The following is a 16,492-nucleotide window of genomic DNA, read 5'->3' as shown; positions in this document are numbered from 1 at the left end:
ACCGCTCAGAAGAATTCGCCTAGATAGACGGATTCGGTCTCGAAAACGTCCGCGAGCGGATCGCGAACGGACGCATCCTGTATCTCTAGCCCGGCCAGACGTTCAGCGGCAGCGACGCCGTGGGTTCCGACCGCCAGTTGGGAGAGCGTCGCGATGTCGACGGTCACGTCGGCAGGCGAGTCGGCAGGCGAAAGCGGATCGACCGTTGCGGTGCCACCGCTCACGGACAGTCGAAACAGGCCGTCGTTGCGGTCGAGCAGCGGGTCGCTGACCGAGAGCGTACAGTCGAGGTCACCCCCGGGCCAGTCGAAGCGTTCGAGGGACCCGACGTCGGTGAGCCGAACCATCGGCCCGGCCTCGACCGTACAGTCGACCGCGCCGGGGTCGGCGACGCGATGGAGGAGGGGAGCGTCGGGCGGTAACTGGAGCGTGACGCGCTCGACCTGTGCGCCGTGGTTCCCGAGGAACGCGAGCAGCGCGCGGCGGGCCTCCTCGTCGACGGCCGCGAAGTTCGAAACCGAGAGCGTGTTGGCAGCATCGTCCGCGACAGTGTACACGAGATATCCACAGAGGTCGCCGTCGCGTTCGTAGCCGTAGCAGTACGGGACGCCGTCCCCGTCCCAGTCAGCGAGCGTCCGCTCGCGCCACCACGCTTCCGAACGCCGGAGTGAGAGCGCCGTCCCGTCGGCGGCAACGGTCTCGACCCGGCGGAGGCGCTCCCAGTCATCCGCGTCGAGGGTGACCATCTGTCCGGCAATGTCGTCGTCCGGGAGCGTCGACGGCGGCAGGTCGAAGCGGCGATAGGTGTTCGCCGTCCCCCAGCCCAGGCGGCGGTAGAACGGGGTCGAGAACGGCCAGAGGGTGACGAAGCCGACATCGGCCTCGCGGTACTCGCGCAATGCATGCCGACAGAGGTCGGCGGCGTATCCCTGCCCGCGGTGTTCGGGCGGCGTCGCGACCGCACCGAGGCCACCGACCGTCGCCGCTTCGCCGCGAACGGTCGTGTCGAGATAGTAGAGCTTGCAGACTGCTCGAAGCGTGTCGCCGTCGTAGAGGCCTCGCTGGTCGAACAGCGACGGCGGCCAGTCGCCGTCCGGGTCCGGCGTCACCGGACCTGTCTCGGGCGTGAACGCGTACTGGAGTATCCGCTGGCAGGCTTCGCGGTCGGTCGTCGGGATGGGGCGGAACTCGGACATACTGTCCCGGGTGTCCGCCAGCTACAGAAACCTAGTCATCTGCGGGTCGGTGTCGCAAGCCTTCGGGGGAGTGGGCCGTCACGGCACGTACCAGATACCTCGGTCCCGGTCGAGGAGTGACCCGACGACGATGTGCGGGAGCGCGACGATACTGATGAACATACTCCAGAACGCTACGGCGCCGGGGAGCAGGTCACTCGTTCCCAGCGGGTTCGGGAACGCCCAGTAGACGGCGACGAGGACGCCGAAGGTGGCAAGCGCCCCGACGACGAGAACGACCCAGGCGCGCAGTGCGACGGTCGAGGCGTCCGCGCCGCCGAGCAGGTCCCAGCGCTCGTCGCCGACCGGCTCCGTCTCGACGGACGCCGTTCGCGCCACCTGCCGGGCAGAGTACCAGAACGGGAAGTACAGACCGACGGCGACGAGGACCGGAACAGACGCGAAGTATACCGCAAGCAGCAGCGACTCTCCGGCATCGACGAGCCAGGAGCGGCCGCCGCCGCGCACGTAGCCCAGCACGATATGCGCCGTCAGGGCGAGTCCGTACCCCGACCCGATGACGAGCCGAGTTGTGTCGAACGACCCTGCGTACGACGAGAGGGCACCGGGTTCGACGAGGCCGACCATCAGCGAACTGAACGCGTGGAACGTCTCCGGCCAGAACACGATGGGGACGAGCATCACCGCGCCGCCTCGGACAGCCGCTGCCAGACCACGCTGGAACCGGGTCTGGAGATGGGCAGTGCCGCTCGTGGCCTCTAGCACCTGCAGGCCGCCGAGGCCACCCTTCGCCATGGCGACGGTCAGTGCCAGCGCCAGTCCAGCAACTGGCGCGGCGAGGAACAGGCCGACGAACCCGCCGATGGACGCCAGATACACCGCGACGTAGCGCCAGCGAAACGAGGGGCGACGGCGACGGAGGTTCTCGAAGTGCTCGTACCCGCCGTGGGGGAGATTGAGCGCGACCATCCCGACGAGGTACACAACCATCTGGGCCCGGAGCGGAACTCTGACCTCGGCAGCGCCGAGGAGCGCGAACGTGACAGCGAGTACAAGCAGGCTCGCCCGAGAGAGCAGGAGCGACGGATGGCGGTCGGTATCCCGATGCCGCTGCCAGACGGCCTCCAGGCCGGTCGTTGCCATATCGCGAGCTAGGGAAATACTCACAATAAACGAAACAAGCGATTCCAGAGAACTGGGAACGGCCCGATGGATTAATCATGACAGTGTCTGTTGTGAGGTCCTGAGAATCCAGACAACCCTTTTTCAGTCATAGTCGCTAGCGCCGGCTATGCGTGATGGCCTCCCTCGCGACCGGACGGTGACCGTCGTCGGCGGCGGCTTCGGCGGCCTCTCGGCTGCGTGCTATCTGGCCGACGCCGGGGCCGACGTTCGATTGCTCGAACGCTACGACCGTCTCGGCGGGCACGCGGGCGTACTCGAACGCGACGGCTTCCGGTTCGACACCGGCCCGTCGTGGTACCTGATGCCCGACGTGTTCGAGCGCTTCTTCGGGCACTTCGACCGCGAGCCGAGCGACTACTACGAACTGGAGCGGCTGGACCCCCAGTACCGGGTGTTCTGGAAGGACGGGGACCGCGTGACGATGCGGCCCAACCGCGAGAACGCCCGCGAGGTGTTCGAGTCCTACGAGGACGGGGCCGGCGACGCGCTGGCCGAGTACCTCGACACCGCCGAGCGCAACTACGAACTGGCGATGGACCGGGTCGTCTACGAGGGCCGCGAGCGACTGCGCGACTACGTCGACACCGACCTGTTCCCGCTCGCGCCGCGGGCGCGGCTGTTCGGCTCGATGGACAACTACGTCAGCCGCTACATCGACCACCCAAAGCTCCGGCAGTTGCTCGAATACACGCTGGTGTTTCTGGGCGGCGCACCACACAACACCCCGGCGCTGTACAGCATCATGAGCCACGTCGATCTGAATATGAACGTGTTCTACCCGGAGGGCGGCATCGCCGGCGTCGTCGACGGCCTCGGGTCACTCGCCCGCGAACTCGGCGTCGATATTCAGACTGGGACCGAGGTCCAGCACATCGCCGGCGAGGCGGGGGCGTTCGAACTGACCACCGAGGACGGCGTCGTCGACTCGGATATCGTTGTCAGCAACGCTAATCCCGCCGACACCGAACAGAATCTGCTCGACCCAGCCGTTCGCGACCACGACCCGGACCACTGGGACGACCAGACCTACGCGCCCTCGGCGTTCATGCTGTATCTCGGCGTCGAGGGCGACGTGGACCCGCTGGCCCACCACTCGCTGGTGTTGCCGACGGACTGGGACGACCACTTCGAGCAGATATTCGACCGGCCGGCGTGGCCCGACGACCCCGCCTACTACCTCTCAGTCACGTCCAAGACCGACGAAACGGTCGCCCCCGATGGCCACCACGCCGTGGTCGTCCTCGTCCCCATCGCGCCGGGGCTGGACGACGGCCCCGACGTCCGCGAGGAATACCGGGAGTTCGTTCTTGACGACCTCGCCGAACAGACCGGCGTGGACCTCCGCGACCGCATCGTCGTCGAGGAGACGGCGTGTGTCAGCGACTTCGCAGAGCGCTATGGCGACCCCCAGGGGACGGCGCTCGGACTGGCACACACGCTGTTCCAGACCGGCCCGCTCCGCCCCAGCCACCGCGCCGGGCTGGACGGACTCTACTACACCGGGGCCTACACGACGCCCGGCATCGGGATGCCGATGTGTCTCATCAGCGGCGAACACACCGCCCGGGACATCATCGAAGACAGCCCGTTCGAGACGAAACGAGACCGTTCGACCTCGACGGCGGACTGACGCCGCGACCGAGTGGCAGTTCGTGCGCTATCGCGGCACACACCACGGCGGAGCCTCGAACGGTTTATTGTCTCGCTTCAGGTAACGGGGGCATGGAGAAGCTCCGCGAGTCGCTACACGAGGCCCCGATCATCGACAAGGATGGATACTCCTACCTGGTCCACCCGCTCAGCAACGGCGTGCCGATGCTGGAACCCGAACTCCTCCGCGAGGTCGTCGTCGGCGTAACACGGGCGGCCGACCTCGACGTAGACAAAATCGTCGCGCCGGAGGCGATGGGTATCCACATCGCGACTGCGCTCTCGCTGCAGACCGACATCCCGCTCGTGGTCATCCGCAAGCGCTCCTACGGCCTCGACGACGAGGTCCCGCTGCACAAGACCACCGGTTACTCCGAGTCGGAGATGTTCATCAACGACATCGAGGCCGGCGACGACCTGCTCATCGTCGACGACTTGCTCTCGACCGGCGGAACGATGGCCTCCATTTGCGAGGCGCTGGACGACATCGGCGCGAACATCTCGGATATCGTCGTCGTCTTCCGGAAACAGGGCGAGTCGGCGCTCGACGACACCGACTACGAGGTGACCAGCCTGCTCGATATCTCGGTCGACCAGTCCGGCGTGACCATCCACGACTGAGACCGTCGGCCTACTCCTGCTCGACGGCGGCGGCCATGTGCTCCCGGGCTTCCTCGGGGGTCATCCCGCGGACGCCACACGCACAGGAGAGCAGTTCCGGGTCGGTCAGGTCGTCGACCTCCTCGGCGGTTGCCCGTTCGAGCGCGTCCTCGCCGGCGTCGTAGTCGAAGGTCACCCGGTACGTGACCTGTGCCACGCCCTCGATGCGATGGGACTCGTCGGGGTCCGGGTTCGCGATGGCCTCGGCGTGCTCTTCCTGCATCGCCGACTTCCACTGTTCGAGGTTCGCCTCGGGATCCGAATCCTCGGGCATACGCTGGCTGTCGACGGGGAGACTGAAAAAGCGAGCGCTGGCGATCCGGCCAAGCAGGAGCCGAGGAGAGGGTCGCCTCTCGGAACGCTTTTTCCGCCAGCAATCACTGGCTTCCATGTGGCCGAACCGCGATCCGTCTTCGACCGACCTCGGCTCCTGCTGGCCGCGGCGACGGCCGTCGCCGCCGTCGCGACGGCCGGCAGCCTCTATCTCTCGCTGGGTCTTGGGCTTACGCCCTGCCGGCTCTGCTGGTACCAGCGTATCCTCATGTACCCGCTGGTGGTCGTCCTCGGCGTCGCCGCCGTCGAGGACCGCCCCGGCGTCGTCCGGACGGCGCTCCCGCTCGCGGTGCCGGGAGCCGCCGTCGCGGCCTACCACTCCTGGCTGCAGGTGAGCCAGACGACCTGTGGTCTCGGAGCGGTCAGCTGTGCGCAGATACAGTACCGCGTACTCGGCCTGACTGTGCCGAACCTCTCTCTCGTGGCGTTTCTCCTGGTGACCGGGCTGGTGGTCGCGGCGTCCACGATGCGGTCGTAGGAGTACCGGACGGCCTTCGCCGGGACCGCGCCCCTTTTTCCGGTCGCCCGTCGTGGCCCCGATATGGAGTACACCAGACTCGGTTCGACGGGAACGACGGTCTCACAGCTGTGTTTCGGGACCTGGCGTTTCGGCCGTGAGACCGGCGGCGTCGTCGAGACCGACCGCGAGGAGGCCCACGAACTGCTCGATGCGGCCTGGGAGCGGGGCATCAACTTCATCGACACCGCTAACGTCTACGGCAACCCCAACGGGACCAGCGAGGAGTACATCGGCGAGTGGCTGGAGGACTACGACCGCGAGGACTTCGTCATCGCCTCGAAGGTGTACTTCCCCTTCGACGGCCGCGGCGAGCCCGGTCCCAACGACTCCGGTCTGGGCCGCAAGCACATTCGCGCCCAGATTCAGGGGACGCTCGACCGCCTCGATACGGACTATCTGGACCTCTACTACATCCACCGCTGGGACGAACACAGCGACATCGAGGAGACGCTGTCGACGCTTGACGACCTCGTCCGCGCAGGCAAGGTCCACCACCTCGGCGCGTCGACGATGGCCGCCTGGCAGTTGACCAAGGCGCTCTGGAAAAGCGACGTCGAGGACTACGAGCGCTTCGAGGTGACACAGCCGCTGTTCCACGCCGGCTACCGCGACGACGTGAAGGAGTACCTCGACGTGTGTGCCGACCAGAACATGGCGGTCTGTCCGTACTCGCCGCTGGCCGGCGGCTTCCTCACGGGCAAGTACGAGCGCACGGACGACGACGACCCGACGGCCTTCGAGGGGCCGGAGGGCGCTCGCGGCTCGCTGTCCGACCGCTTCGAGGACTTCTACCTCTCGGAGCGTGGCTGGCACGTCCTCGACGAACTCCGCGCCGTCGCGGACGAACTCGACGCCACGCCCGCACAGGTGGCACTGCGCTGGCTCATCGAACAGCCGGACATCACCTGCGTCCCCATCGTCGGCGCTCGCACCGTCGACCAGCTCGACGAGAACGTCGGCGCGACCGACATCTCGCTGTCCGACGAGCAGTTCAACCGCATCGTGAGCGCCCGCTACGCCGACGACGGGGAGCGCTGGGGCCACCGCGAGTGACTGATTAGCGCCGGTCTGTGCGTGGCTTCTGACGGCCACAGCGTCCCCGCGCTATCGGCGATTCGTACTCGCCGCTCGAAGCTGAAAACGCGGTCTCGGTTCCGTCACTCCGCCTCGGCGGGGTCGACAACGTCACCGGAGGCCGGATACACGCCGACCTGGTCGCAGTGGCCCGCGAGCGGACAGGCGTCGGGGTCGTCCAGACAGGCCGGCTTTCTGGCCGAGCAGTACTCGCGGCCGAACTGAATCATCGCGGTGTGGCCGAAGCCGCACTTCTCGGCCGGTACGTCGCGTTCCAGATACTCACGGACGGTCTCGTGGTCGGCCTCTGCCGGGGCCAGCCCCATCCGTCGGGCGATGCGGTGGACGTGCGTGTCCACCGGAAACACGCCGCCGCGGCCGCCCGCGAACAGCAGGACGCAGTCGGCGGTCTTCGGGCCGACGCCGTTCATGTCGAGCAGCGTCGACCGAACCTCATCGGGATCGCCCTCCCTGACGAACTCGTCGAAGCCAGCCTCGCCGTCGTACTCCTCGCAGATGCGCTGGGCGAGGGCGATGATGCGCTCGGACTTCTGGTTGTAGAGCCCGGCCGAGGAAATGGTCTCGGCGAGTTCGGGCTGGTCGGCCTCGGCCAGCGCGCGGGCGAGGTCGGTGTCGTCGCCGCCCCCGTACCGCGCCATCAGTTCGTTGTGGGCGGGCTGGCTGGCCTTGTCGGAGGTGTTCTGGCTGAGAATCGTCCGGACGAGACACTCGAAGGCGTCCCGGCCGCCGTAGGTCTTCTGCCAGTACAGGTCGCCGAGGCAGTCCACGACGGCTTCGGCCCGCGTGCCCGCCGTCTCCGGGTCGAACGTGGCCGACTGGCCGCCGCCAGCGGCCCCGCCGCTGATGTTCTCCACTGGTTCCTCGTCGCTCATACCCGGTGCTAGGGCTGGTGGAAACAAAATGCCTGTCCGAAAAGACGACGCCGGTGCGGACGTAGCGCCTACCGGCGGCTGACGAGAATCAGTGGTTCCAGCGTGGTCCACGGCAAAGGACCTGAAATGGGGCGTCCTTGGGGCGAGACGCCCACGGGACAGACACGAAAAGCTCGTGGCGCGCGGCGACGGGCTATGCCCACGGTGGTCGTCGCCGCGAAAGATGGTCGAGACTGACAGGTCAAGGCCCGGTCACGTCCTGGCTCTCACCTCCCGTCGGGCGGCGTTTGCGCGGACGACAGGGACGGCAGTACCCGACTCGCTACGGCGACAGATATCCCGCCTCGATGTGGCCTGTTCGTCCGGCATACAATTGTTTAGGCTACCCTAAAACACAAAAAGCCATCGGTTTCTAGGCGGGCCAAAAAATACGGTGTCAGTTATTCCTCGACAACGACAGTGCCAACCATCCCCGCGGCCTCGTGCGGCACGCAGAAGTATCCGTGCTCGCCGGCCGTTTCGAACGTGTGAACGTAACTCTGGCCGGACTGAACGGCCCCCTTCCCGTTCTCCCAGCCCTCGCGTGCGGCCGACTCGCTTTCGAACCCGCCGGAGGCCCAGTAGGTCGCACCCTCCGGGAGTTCCTCCTCGTATGCGACGACGTTGTGTGCCTCGCCACCGGCGTGTTTCCAGGCGACCTTGTCGCCGACGCTGACGGTGAGTTCCTCCGGATTGAACGCTACGGCCTGCATGTCAACGACGTGGTCGGCGTCCTCCGGAACGCCTTCGACGACGTTCGGGCCGCCGGACAGTGAGGATTCGGTCTCCTCGGACTCCTCGCCGCCGTGGCCGCCGGAACCGCTCGGGGCGCTGTCGACAGCGCCGACGACGGCGAAGGCTGCAGTTCGGGCGGCGTCTGCGAACGCGGTCGCGCCGTCGGTCGACCCGCTCTCCAGACCGGCGACATAGTCGTTCAGCGCGGCCTCGTAGCCTTCGTATGCCGCCGCGTCTGCGTTCTCGAGTTTGTCGTGCACCGCGGCGTTCTCGAAGGTCGCGAACACGTCGCTGACGATGCTCGCGGCCGCGGCACCGGTCTCGCCGCTGCTCGACCCGACGACGGCCGTCACCGATTCGATGGCCGCGCCGTAGAACGTCTTCGCGGCCGCGTACACGTCGCCGCCATCGTTCGCAGCGGAGATGACGCCCCCGAGCGCCTCGTCCTCAAAGCGGTGATACAGGTCTTCGTTCGCATCTTCGAGTGCCTCGTGGTAGCCGGCGGCTCCCGACTCGAAGAACGCAAGGGCCTCCTGCGCGGTCGCCGCCGCGCGGTCGGCGTTCCCGAGCGTACTCGTTGCCGCCGCGTCGAATGTGAGGCCGGCCATGTATGTCGCGCCGGACCCGCTGGCAACGGCGGCGCTGTGAGCAGACTCGAACTCCAGCAGCGCCGCGAGGACGCCGTCGTGGTGGGTTCCGGCCGCGTCGTCCTCGCCGTTCTCGTAGGCCGACTGGAGCCCCGCGAGGTGCTCTTCCTCGAAGCGGTGATAGAGGTCCTCGCTGGTCTCCTCCAGCGTCTCGTGGAAGTCCAGCTGGTTCTTCTCGAACCGGCCGAAGAGGTCCGAGACGAGCGTCGCCGCCTGCTCCGCGTTGCCCTGGCGGTACAGTTCGCGTGCGTCGGCGAAGCGGGCTCTGAAGAAGCCCGACTGGAGGACCGGCGCGTTGCCGCCGGCCAGTGCCGCAATGCCGGTAACGAGGTTGGTGTCGACCGTCTCGACCGCCGACGCGACTCCCTCGGTGTTCTCGTTCTCGATGGCCGACGAGAGGTCCGACAGACCGGACTCGAACGCTTCGTAGGCCTCGCCGTCCGCCTCTTCGAGGGCGTCGTGGGCGGCCGCGCCTTCGAAGTGGGCAAACACGTCTTCGACCATCGTTGCCGCGGTGGCTGTCTCGCCGGCCCGAGCCAGCCATCCGGCGTCGTGGACGCGAGCCCGGTACGTGTTCAGTGTCGTCGCGTGGGCGTAGTCCGCCCCGACGCCGCCGCCTGCGGCGAGTGCAGCCGCGTCCCAGCCGCGGGCCTGCATCGTCGCGAGGTGGCCCGCACCGGCGACCGACTCCGCTTGAACCAGTGCATACGCGCCCGAAACGGTCGCATCGAGCGCGGCACGGGCCTGTTCAGTGACGCCGCTTGCGTCTTCATTGCCCGCAGCGGACCCGATGCCGGCCAGTGCCGTCTCGAAGGCTTCGTACGACTCCGCGTCTGCCTCCTCGATCTGGCTGTACACCAGCCCGTCCTCGAACGCTGTCATCGTCTCCTCCGCGATAGTGGCGGCCCCCTCGAAAGCGCCCAGGGTCCCGGCCATGGCGGCGTTGCTCGCCCGACTGCCCAGCAAGAGCAGGTCCAACACTCTGGTGGCCCGCTGTCCGGCAGCGGCCTGCTGGGCCGTCTGGAGATGGCCCGACGCCTCGTTGGCGGCCGACACGGCTCCGGACACGTCGCCCTCGGACAGCGATGACTGGACCGCGCCGAGTGCCTCTTCGAACCCCTCGTATGCCGCCTTGGACGTAGATTCGAGCTGTTCGTGGGCACCGTACTCACCGGATGCGCCCTCGAAGCGGGCGAAGATGTTCTGTGCGACGGTCGCCCCGGCACTGGGCGCACCGGCCCGGCCCAGCGCGACGGCGTCGTACAGCCGCGCCCGGTAGACGTTCCACTCAGTCGCGACAGCGGTCATCGGCCCGACCGAAACGCCGCTTTCGCCGCTACTGTCTGTGCCTGCGGTCGCTTCCTGTTCTGTCGTTTCGGTGTCCGCCGCCGTGTTCGATTCTGACGACCCCTGGCTGGGACACCCGGCGAGTAGTCCCGTCGCAGCGATCCCCACTGTCTTCAGCAAGTCACGTCTCTGTGGCATACAGACGATTAGGGTGACCTAAAAGACTTAACACCACCGATCTTTTGGCGTCCCTAAACCGCCGAGCAGTAACGCGTTCTCACAGCGACAGGGCCACAGTATCTCCGGCACTGACACCGAACGCTTCGTCGCCGCGACCGCGGTTGACCGCGAGTTCGACGTTCCCGTGGCTGCCGACAGTGACGAGTCGCTGCCCCCGGTCGACGGCGGCGTAGGCTCGGCAGACCGGGGCGTCGCGGCCGTCGACTTCGATTGTGCCACCGAATCGGTCGGCGAGGACCTCGCCGGGAATGTTCGTCACGGCGTTCCCGAAGTCATCGACGACGAGCACCTCACCGGTCGCGTCGTCCCCGTCGACAGAGGCCGCCGGAAACCGGAGGTCGACGTAGTCATCGGTCGGGGTAGTTTCTGTCCGCGCTTCGAGGTTGTCGACGCCGGTGTCGTGGACGGCCGCCGCGGCAGGCGCGAACACGTCCCGCCCGTGGAACGTCGTACTCGCCGGGTCGTCGTAGGCCCAGGTGAACACCTCGAACGCGTCCGCTGTGTCGGTCTCGTTTGCAGCCAGTTCGCGAGCGACCGGCAGGAGAACGCCGTTATCCGGACCTACGAGCGCGTGCTCGCCTGCGCGAACGACGAGTGCGTCCCGGTCGGTCCCGACACCCGGGTCAACGACGACACAATGGACTGCCGGCGGGAAGTACGGGAGCGTCTGCGTGAGCCAGAAAGCCGCCGCTCTGACATCCTGCCGTGGAAAATCGTGAGCAATGTCCTCGATACGGGCGTCGGTGGCCCGGCAGATGACACCTTTCATCGCCGCTGGGTACGGCGATCCGAAGTCGGAACTGAGCGTAATCATCAGTCGTCGAGGTCCTCGATAGACTGCTCGACCGACTCGTCGGCGGCGGCGTACCGTTCGAGCGAGTCGCTGTCAGAGACGTGCTGGAGGCGCTTGATGCCGTGAATCTCCTCGATGACCTCGACGACCGACGGCGGGACTCGGTCGCGCCAGGACTCGTCGTCGATCATGCGCTGTCGGATTTCGCTGCCCTCCAGCCGGTCGCGGTCGAACATCGGTGACTGGCGGACCTCGATGCCGGCTTCCTCGAACAGGCGGACGACCAGCGGATTGTTCGAGTAGGCCACGTCGAAGTCCGGGCACATGCTCTCGACGTGGCTCACCCAGACGGCGTTGCGGTTGATATCCTCAAGTGGGACAACGTAGGTCGTCAGGTCGTACTCCGCGACGGCCTTCGTGATCATCATGATCCGCTCACCGGCGGTAAAGGGGTCGTGTGTGGTGTGTGAATCGTCGGCGCTTCCGATGCCCAGAACGAGTTCATCGACTTCCTCGGCGATGCGCTCGACCATCGAGTGATGGCCGTTGTGGTAGGGCTGGAAGCGACCGATGTAGAACCCACGCATATTCCCCAGTGGGTGTGGTGGTTTGATAAACCCGACGACGCGGTACTGCCGGAATACAGCCCCACCCAATTCGGGCGCTGTACTGCGTTTTCAGGGGTGTTGCAACAACCGACACGGGGAGAAAGTATATCAGTCGACAGGCCTTCCGTGAGTATGTTAGCAACGTTTGTATGAGCGACAACACCGACACCGACGCGACTCCCGACCCCGACCGGGAGGCATCCGACGCTGGGGAGGAAGAGGCGTCGACCAACGGGGCCAAACAGGACCCCGACGAACCTGCCTCTGACCCCTCAGCCGACGAGCCATCCGAGGACCGATGGGGCGGCGAGGGAGAAACGTCCGAAACGACACTCGGAAGCGATGTCCAAGTTGACGGCGAGTCCGATCTGGAGGGAGACGAGGAGAACCTCCTCGGCGGTCTCGACATCGAGTCGACCGCCGACATCGAAGTCCCGGACCGACTCGTCGACCAGGTCATCGGGCAGGACCACGCCCGTGACGTGATCAAGAAGGCGGCCAAACAGCGCCGCCACGTGATGATGATCGGCTCCCCCGGAACGGGGAAGTCGATGCTGGCGAAGGCGATGTCCCAGTTGCTCCCACGAGAGGAACTGCAGGACGTTCTTGTCTACCACAATCCCGACGACGGCAACGAGCCGAAAGTTCGCACCGTCCCCGGCGGCAAAGGGGAACAGATTGTCGAGGCCCACAAGGAGGAGGCCCGCAAGCGCAACCAGATGCGGACCTTCCTCATGTGGATTATCATCGCCATCGTCATCGGCTACGCCCTGATCCTCGTCCAGCAAGTCCTGCTGGGGATTCTCGCGGCCGGTGTCATCTACCTCGCCTTCCGCTACGGGTCGCGCGGCAGCGACGCGATGATTCCGAACCTGCTGGTCAACAACGCCAACCAGAAGACCGCGCCGTTCGAGGACGCCACGGGCGCTCACGCCGGCGCGCTGCTGGGCGACGTTCGCCACGACCCGTTCCAGTCCGGCGGGATGGAGACGCCATCTCATGACCGCGTCGAACCCGGCGCCATCCACCAGGCCAACAAGGGCGTGCTGTTCGTCGACGAGATCAACACGCTCGACATCCGCAGCCAGCAGAAGCTGATGACGGCCATCCAGGAGGGCGAGTTCTCGATTACGGGCCAGTCCGAGCGCTCCTCGGGCGCGATGGTCCAGACCGAGCCCGTCCCCTGTGACTTCATCATGATTGCCGCGGGGAACCTCGACGCGATGGAGAACATGCACCCCGCGCTGCGCTCCCGTATCAAGGGCTACGGGTACGAGGTGTACATGGACGACACCATCGAGGACGACCCCGAAATGCGACGGAAGTACGCACGCTTCGTCGCTCAGGAGGTCGAAAACGACGGTCGACTCCCACACTTCACCGAGGAGGCCGTCCAGGAGCTCATCTTGGAGGCCCGGCGTCGCGCCGGCCGCAAAGGCCATCTCAGCCTGAAGTTCCGCGACCTCGGCGGACTGGTCCGCGTCGCCGGCGACATCGCCCGCGCCGAGGACCGCGAACGCACCGAGCGCGCGGACGTGCTGCAGGCCAAACGACGCTCCCGGTCCATCGAGCAACAGCTCGCGGACAACTACATCGAGCGCCGCAAGGACTACGAACTCACCGTCAACCAGGGCGACGTTGTCGGGCGCGTCAACGGACTCGCCGTCATGGGCGAGGACAGCGGTATCGTCCTCCCCGTGATGGCCGAGGTCAGCCCGTCACAGGGTCCCGGCCAAGTCATCGCTACGGGACAGCTCAAGGAGATGGCCGAAGAGGCCGTCCAGAACGTCTCGGCGATCATCAAGAAGTTCTCCGACGAGGACATCTCCGAGAAGGACGTCCACATCCAGTTCGTGCAGGCCGGTGAAGGCGGCGTCGACGGCGACTCCGCCTCTATCACCGTCGCCACCGCGGTTATCTCCGCGATAGAGGACGTGCCGATCAAGCAGAACCTCGCCATGACCGGCTCACTGTCTGTCCGGGGCGACGTGCTCCCGGTCGGCGGCGTCACGCACAAGATCGAGGCCGCCGCCAAGTCCGGCCTCGATACGGTCATCATCCCCGAAGCGAACACCCAAGACGTGATGATCGAAGACGAGTACGAGGACATGATCGAGATCATTCCCGTCTCACACATCTCCGAGGTCCTCGAGGTCGCCCTCGCCGGCGAAGCCGAGAAGGACTCGCTGGTCGACCGCCTCAAGTCCATCACGGGCAAGGCGCTCGACCACGAGGTCGGCCGGCAGAGCGGCAGCCCAAGTCCCCAATAAATGCCCGAGTGGGCCGCGTTCGTCGGCCTGACGGGGTTTCTTTTAACCGCACTGCTCGGTCTCGCACGACTCTCACAGGGAGCCGTACGGCCCGACGGCGGCGTCTCGTCCACAGTCGACAGCGTCTCGATGCCCGAGGGAGACCCGACCATCCCGCGTTTCGAAACCCGGCGGGCAGCGGCCCAGCGGCGGCAGATGCGCGACACGCTCGCGCCGAGTGACCTCTCGACCGGGGCGTTACTTGCCAACGTCGCGTTCACACAGGGGCTGTTCGGTGTCCTGCTAGTCGCCGGGGCGTTCTACTTCGAAATCCCGGCCAGTGCGTTCGGTATTACTGCGGCCGCGCTCTCGACTGGACCGCCGGCCCTAGCTGTCGGTATCGGCGCGGGAGTCGGGTTCTGGGTGGGCAACGAACTCGCCGCCGCGCTCGCCGACGGCTTCGGTGTCGCCTTTGACGAGTCGTTGCGGGAACTACTCGCCCCGGACTCGGTCGGCGGCTGGATTGTACTGCTGGGTGGGGTCCTGCCGGTCATCGCTCTCGTCGAGGAACTGCTGTTCCGGGCGGCGGCTATCGGTGTCCCTGTAGCCGGGCTCAACGCACCGGCGTGGGCGATGGCCATCGTCGCCTCCGTCGCCTTCGCGCTGGGGCACGGCGCACAGGGCCGTGTGGGAATCGTCGTCACCGGCACGCTGGGGCTGGGACTCGCCGGCCTGTTTATCGCGACAAACAGCTTCCTCGCGGTCGTCGTCGCCCACTACCTCGTCAACGCTCTCGAACTGATTGTCCACGAGGGGCTGGGCGTCGACCGGCTCTGGGTCTAGAGCCCCTCGATAGCGCGGAGCTTCTGCTCGACGGGCGGCGGCGCGGCACTCGGGCCGTCGCGAACCCGATGGTCCGGAATCAGCAGTGGCACGGGGTTCGCGGCCAGTGCTTCCCGGACCTGCGTGAGGTCGTCCTCGTCGTCAGTGTCCAGATCCGGAGTCATGCGAGCGACCTGTGCGACGGAGGCATCCTCACCGTAGGGAATCTCTCGGACGGCTTCCAGCACTGTGCGCTGGTCGGTCGGGACCGTGAGGCCGACGGTGACATCCGCGAAGTCGTCCTCGGTCCCCTGAAGATACTCGTCGATACGGTCAAGCAGGGCGTGGTCCCTGCCAGCGTCGGCCTCCGCCTGCGACGGAAACGATAGCGAGATGATCCGGTCACCGGCTTCTCCAAGCTGGACGTACCGGTCGAGATACGACGACTCGCGGGCGTAGATTCCTGCGTCCCCGTTCGGTGCTTCCATACTAGCGATGTCGGCCGGTCGCCCCTTCAACATTCGGCATCGGCGTTCGTCAGTCCTGAACCGAGAGCACGCTGGGGTAATCAGAGATGAGCCCGTCCACGCCGGCCCGCACTAGCTCCCGGGCCTGATACCACGTACTAACTGTCCAGACGTTCAGATCCCGGTCTTCATCGGCAGCGATGTCGACGAGGTCGATGTCGCCTAAGTCGGATTCGATGTAGCCGTCGTCGTTGAACGAGGGCGTGCCCTGAACCATGTTCCGAGGGACGTTCATCGCGTCGCAGTCGTAACGGCGGGTGACCTCTAGCCCCTCCTCGATGCTGTCCCAGAAAAGGAAGGCGATGGGAACCGAGTCGTCGTAGTCGCAGACAGTCGCAAGCGCGGCCTCGTAGAACGACGAGACGAGGATATCGTTGTCGTACTCGCTGGCGAGGTCAAGCGCACGCTCGGTGTACGGTCGCCACAGCTCTTTCTGTGTCGACAGGGTCTGGTCCGGCAACGACTCAGCAAAGCGCAGATCATCGCTGCCGGGGTTTTTGAACTCCAGATTGACGGCAACGCTTGGCGGAATCGAGTCCATGACTGTTTCGAGCGTCGGGACCGTCTCCCCAGTGCCGAGAACGGTCGCGCTGGTCACGGTATCGGTCTCGGTCTCGAAGACGAGTCCCTCAGTGTCTGTCAGGCCACGTTCGCCGCCGTCGCGTTCGGCCAGCCCGTTGTCGTGGAAAGTGACCAGCGTGCCGTCGGCCGTTGGCACGACATCGACCTCAATCATGTCGGCGCGCCGGTGAGCCGTCTGCGTTCCCGGCCCACCGAACGAGGCCGCCTCGACCGCCAGTTTCGTGTTCTCCGGGTAGACACCGGCAAACCCGCGGTGGGCAATGAGGGTCGGCTCGTCAGTCATCGCTCCGTGCTCGCTGTCGTCCGCTTCGTTGCTGGTTGTTTCAGAATCATCTGTTTCCTGAGACGTTGCACTTCCCACGAGCCCCGCGCTTGCCAGTGTCGCCGCTGTCCCGCCGACAAACGCCCGCCGACAGATGTACTGTGACATGGTACGTACGGCTGGCGACCGG

At 66.3% G+C, this 16,492-nt stretch carries 15 protein-coding genes; 6 read left to right on the top strand and 9 right to left on the bottom strand.

Features of this window, described 5'->3' with window-relative positions; translation table 11 throughout:
- Window positions 1-5: 5 nt before the first annotated feature.
- Window positions 6-1,196: a GNAT family N-acetyltransferase gene (locus AMS69_RS07350; protein ID WP_053967422.1), complete on the bottom strand. Its 1,191-nt coding sequence runs from the start codon at window positions 1,194-1,196 to the stop codon at window positions 6-8.
- A gap of 78 nt (window positions 1,197-1,274) precedes the next feature.
- Window positions 1,275-2,339: a Brp/Blh family beta-carotene 15,15'-dioxygenase gene (locus AMS69_RS07345; RefSeq protein WP_053967421.1), complete on the bottom strand. Its 1,065-nt coding sequence runs from the start codon at window positions 2,337-2,339 to the stop codon at window positions 1,275-1,277.
- A 148-nt stretch (window positions 2,340-2,487) separates the two neighbouring features.
- On the opposite strand from AMS69_RS07345, the gene AMS69_RS07340 reads away from it, so the two are divergent.
- Together AMS69_RS07340 and hpt are read left to right on the top strand one after the other, a co-directional pair.
- Window positions 2,488-4,011 carry a phytoene desaturase family protein gene (locus tag AMS69_RS07340; protein WP_053967420.1) on the top strand — a complete coding sequence of 508 codons (1,524 nt, stop codon included), beginning with the start codon at window positions 2,488-2,490 and terminating at the stop codon, window positions 4,009-4,011.
- 92 nt (window positions 4,012-4,103) lie between these two features.
- Window positions 4,104-4,652 carry a hypoxanthine/guanine phosphoribosyltransferase gene (hpt, locus tag AMS69_RS07335; protein WP_053967419.1) on the top strand — a complete coding sequence of 183 codons (549 nt, stop codon included), beginning with the start codon at window positions 4,104-4,106 and terminating at the stop codon, window positions 4,650-4,652.
- Window positions 4,653-4,662: 10 nt separating this feature from the next.
- On the opposite strand, the gene AMS69_RS07330 is transcribed toward hpt, so the two are convergent.
- Window positions 4,663-4,965, bottom strand: a complete 303-nt coding sequence (locus AMS69_RS07330) for a hypothetical protein (RefSeq protein WP_053967418.1) — start codon at window positions 4,963-4,965, stop codon at window positions 4,663-4,665.
- A 117-nt stretch (window positions 4,966-5,082) separates the two neighbouring features.
- On the opposite strand from AMS69_RS07330, the gene AMS69_RS07325 reads away from it, so the two are divergent.
- On the top strand, window positions 5,083-5,502 hold the full coding sequence (locus AMS69_RS07325; protein ID WP_053967417.1) for a disulfide bond formation protein B: 420 nt from the start codon (window positions 5,083-5,085) through the stop codon (window positions 5,500-5,502).
- Window positions 5,503-5,565: 63 nt separating this feature from the next.
- Window positions 5,566-6,597 (top strand): aldo/keto reductase, encoded by a 1,032-nt coding sequence (locus AMS69_RS07320; RefSeq protein ID WP_053967416.1) that lies wholly within the window; start codon window positions 5,566-5,568, stop codon window positions 6,595-6,597.
- Window positions 6,598-6,701: 104 nt separating this feature from the next.
- Here the strand turns inward: AMS69_RS07320 and AMS69_RS07315 are convergent, their stop codons facing one another.
- From AMS69_RS07315 to AMS69_RS07300, 4 genes are all read right to left on the bottom strand, one after another.
- Complete coding sequence (locus tag AMS69_RS07315; RefSeq protein ID WP_053967415.1) at window positions 6,702-7,511, bottom strand: endonuclease III domain-containing protein; 810 nt, start codon at window positions 7,509-7,511, stop codon at window positions 6,702-6,704.
- Window positions 7,512-7,951: 440 nt separating this feature from the next.
- Window positions 7,952-10,417 (bottom strand): DUF5059 domain-containing protein, encoded by a 2,466-nt coding sequence (locus AMS69_RS07310; RefSeq protein ID WP_053967414.1) that lies wholly within the window; start codon window positions 10,415-10,417, stop codon window positions 7,952-7,954.
- 79 nt (window positions 10,418-10,496) lie between these two features.
- Complete coding sequence (locus AMS69_RS07305; RefSeq protein ID WP_053967413.1) at window positions 10,497-11,273, bottom strand: SAM hydrolase/SAM-dependent halogenase family protein; 777 nt, start codon at window positions 11,271-11,273, stop codon at window positions 10,497-10,499.
- Window positions 11,273-11,839, bottom strand: coding sequence for a nicotinamide-nucleotide adenylyltransferase (locus AMS69_RS07300; protein WP_053967412.1), 567 nt, complete (start codon window positions 11,837-11,839; stop codon window positions 11,273-11,275). Before AMS69_RS07300 ends, AMS69_RS07305 begins: the two co-directional genes overlap by 1 nt.
- A 170-nt stretch (window positions 11,840-12,009) precedes the next feature.
- Here AMS69_RS07300 and lonB point away from each other — a divergent pair, with 170 nt between their 5' ends.
- Together lonB and AMS69_RS07290 are read left to right on the top strand one after the other, a co-directional pair.
- On the top strand, window positions 12,010-14,130 hold the full coding sequence (gene lonB, locus AMS69_RS07295) for an ATP-dependent protease LonB (RefSeq protein ID WP_053967411.1): 2,121 nt from the start codon (window positions 12,010-12,012) through the stop codon (window positions 14,128-14,130).
- Window positions 14,131-14,952 (top strand): CPBP family intramembrane glutamic endopeptidase, encoded by an 822-nt coding sequence (locus tag AMS69_RS07290; RefSeq protein WP_053967410.1) that lies wholly within the window; start codon window positions 14,131-14,133, stop codon window positions 14,950-14,952. It begins immediately after the preceding gene.
- Here AMS69_RS07290 and AMS69_RS07285 read toward each other — a convergent pair.
- Window positions 14,949-15,452, bottom strand: coding sequence for an MGMT family protein (locus AMS69_RS07285; protein WP_080508807.1), 504 nt, complete (start codon window positions 15,450-15,452; stop codon window positions 14,949-14,951). The two genes, AMS69_RS07290 and AMS69_RS07285, sit on opposite strands and share 4 nt — an antisense overlap.
- 16 nt (window positions 15,453-15,468) lie before the next feature.
- Window positions 15,469-16,470: a glycerophosphodiester phosphodiesterase gene (locus tag AMS69_RS07280; protein ID WP_053967409.1), complete on the bottom strand. Its 1,002-nt coding sequence runs from the start codon at window positions 16,468-16,470 to the stop codon at window positions 15,469-15,471.
- Between the last annotated feature and the right edge of the window lie 22 nt (window positions 16,471-16,492).

Source organism: Haloarcula rubripromontorii, assembly GCF_001280425.1.
GTDB lineage: Archaea > Halobacteriota > Halobacteria > Halobacteriales > Haloarculaceae > Haloarcula > Haloarcula rubripromontorii.
This window is presented reverse-complemented; position numbering and strand designations above follow the sequence as displayed.

What these genes read in the sequence shown, in the direction of transcription:
- AMS69_RS07280 (WP_053967409.1), bottom strand. Translation starts at nt 16,470, where the DNA reads ATGTCACAGTACATCTGTCGGCGGGCGTTTGTCGGCGGGACAGCGGCG.
- hpt (WP_053967419.1), top strand. Translation starts at nt 4,104, where the DNA reads ATGGAGAAGCTCCGCGAGTCGCTACACGAGGCCCCGATCATCGACAAG.
- AMS69_RS07310 (WP_053967414.1), bottom strand. Translation starts at nt 10,417, where the DNA reads ATGCCACAGAGACGTGACTTGCTGAAGACAGTGGGGATCGCTGCGACG.
- AMS69_RS07305 (WP_053967413.1), bottom strand. Translation starts at nt 11,273, where the DNA reads ATGATTACGCTCAGTTCCGACTTCGGATCGCCGTACCCAGCGGCGATG.
- AMS69_RS07285 (WP_080508807.1), bottom strand. Translation starts at nt 15,452, where the DNA reads ATGTTGAAGGGGCGACCGGCCGACATCGCTAGTATGGAAGCACCGAAC.
- AMS69_RS07315 (WP_053967415.1), bottom strand. Translation starts at nt 7,511, where the DNA reads ATGAGCGACGAGGAACCAGTGGAGAACATCAGCGGCGGGGCCGCTGGC.
- AMS69_RS07340 (WP_053967420.1), top strand. Translation starts at nt 2,488, where the DNA reads ATGCGTGATGGCCTCCCTCGCGACCGGACGGTGACCGTCGTCGGCGGC.
- AMS69_RS07290 (WP_053967410.1), top strand. Translation starts at nt 14,131, where the DNA reads ATGCCCGAGTGGGCCGCGTTCGTCGGCCTGACGGGGTTTCTTTTAACC.
- AMS69_RS07350 (WP_053967422.1), bottom strand. Translation starts at nt 1,196, where the DNA reads ATGTCCGAGTTCCGCCCCATCCCGACGACCGACCGCGAAGCCTGCCAG.
- AMS69_RS07330 (WP_053967418.1), bottom strand. Translation starts at nt 4,965, where the DNA reads ATGCCCGAGGATTCGGATCCCGAGGCGAACCTCGAACAGTGGAAGTCG.
- AMS69_RS07345 (WP_053967421.1), bottom strand. Translation starts at nt 2,339, where the DNA reads ATGGCAACGACCGGCCTGGAGGCCGTCTGGCAGCGGCATCGGGATACC.
- lonB (WP_053967411.1), top strand. Translation starts at nt 12,010, where the DNA reads ATGAGCGACAACACCGACACCGACGCGACTCCCGACCCCGACCGGGAG.
- AMS69_RS07300 (WP_053967412.1), bottom strand. Translation starts at nt 11,839, where the DNA reads ATGCGTGGGTTCTACATCGGTCGCTTCCAGCCCTACCACAACGGCCAT.
- AMS69_RS07320 (WP_053967416.1), top strand. Translation starts at nt 5,566, where the DNA reads ATGGAGTACACCAGACTCGGTTCGACGGGAACGACGGTCTCACAGCTG.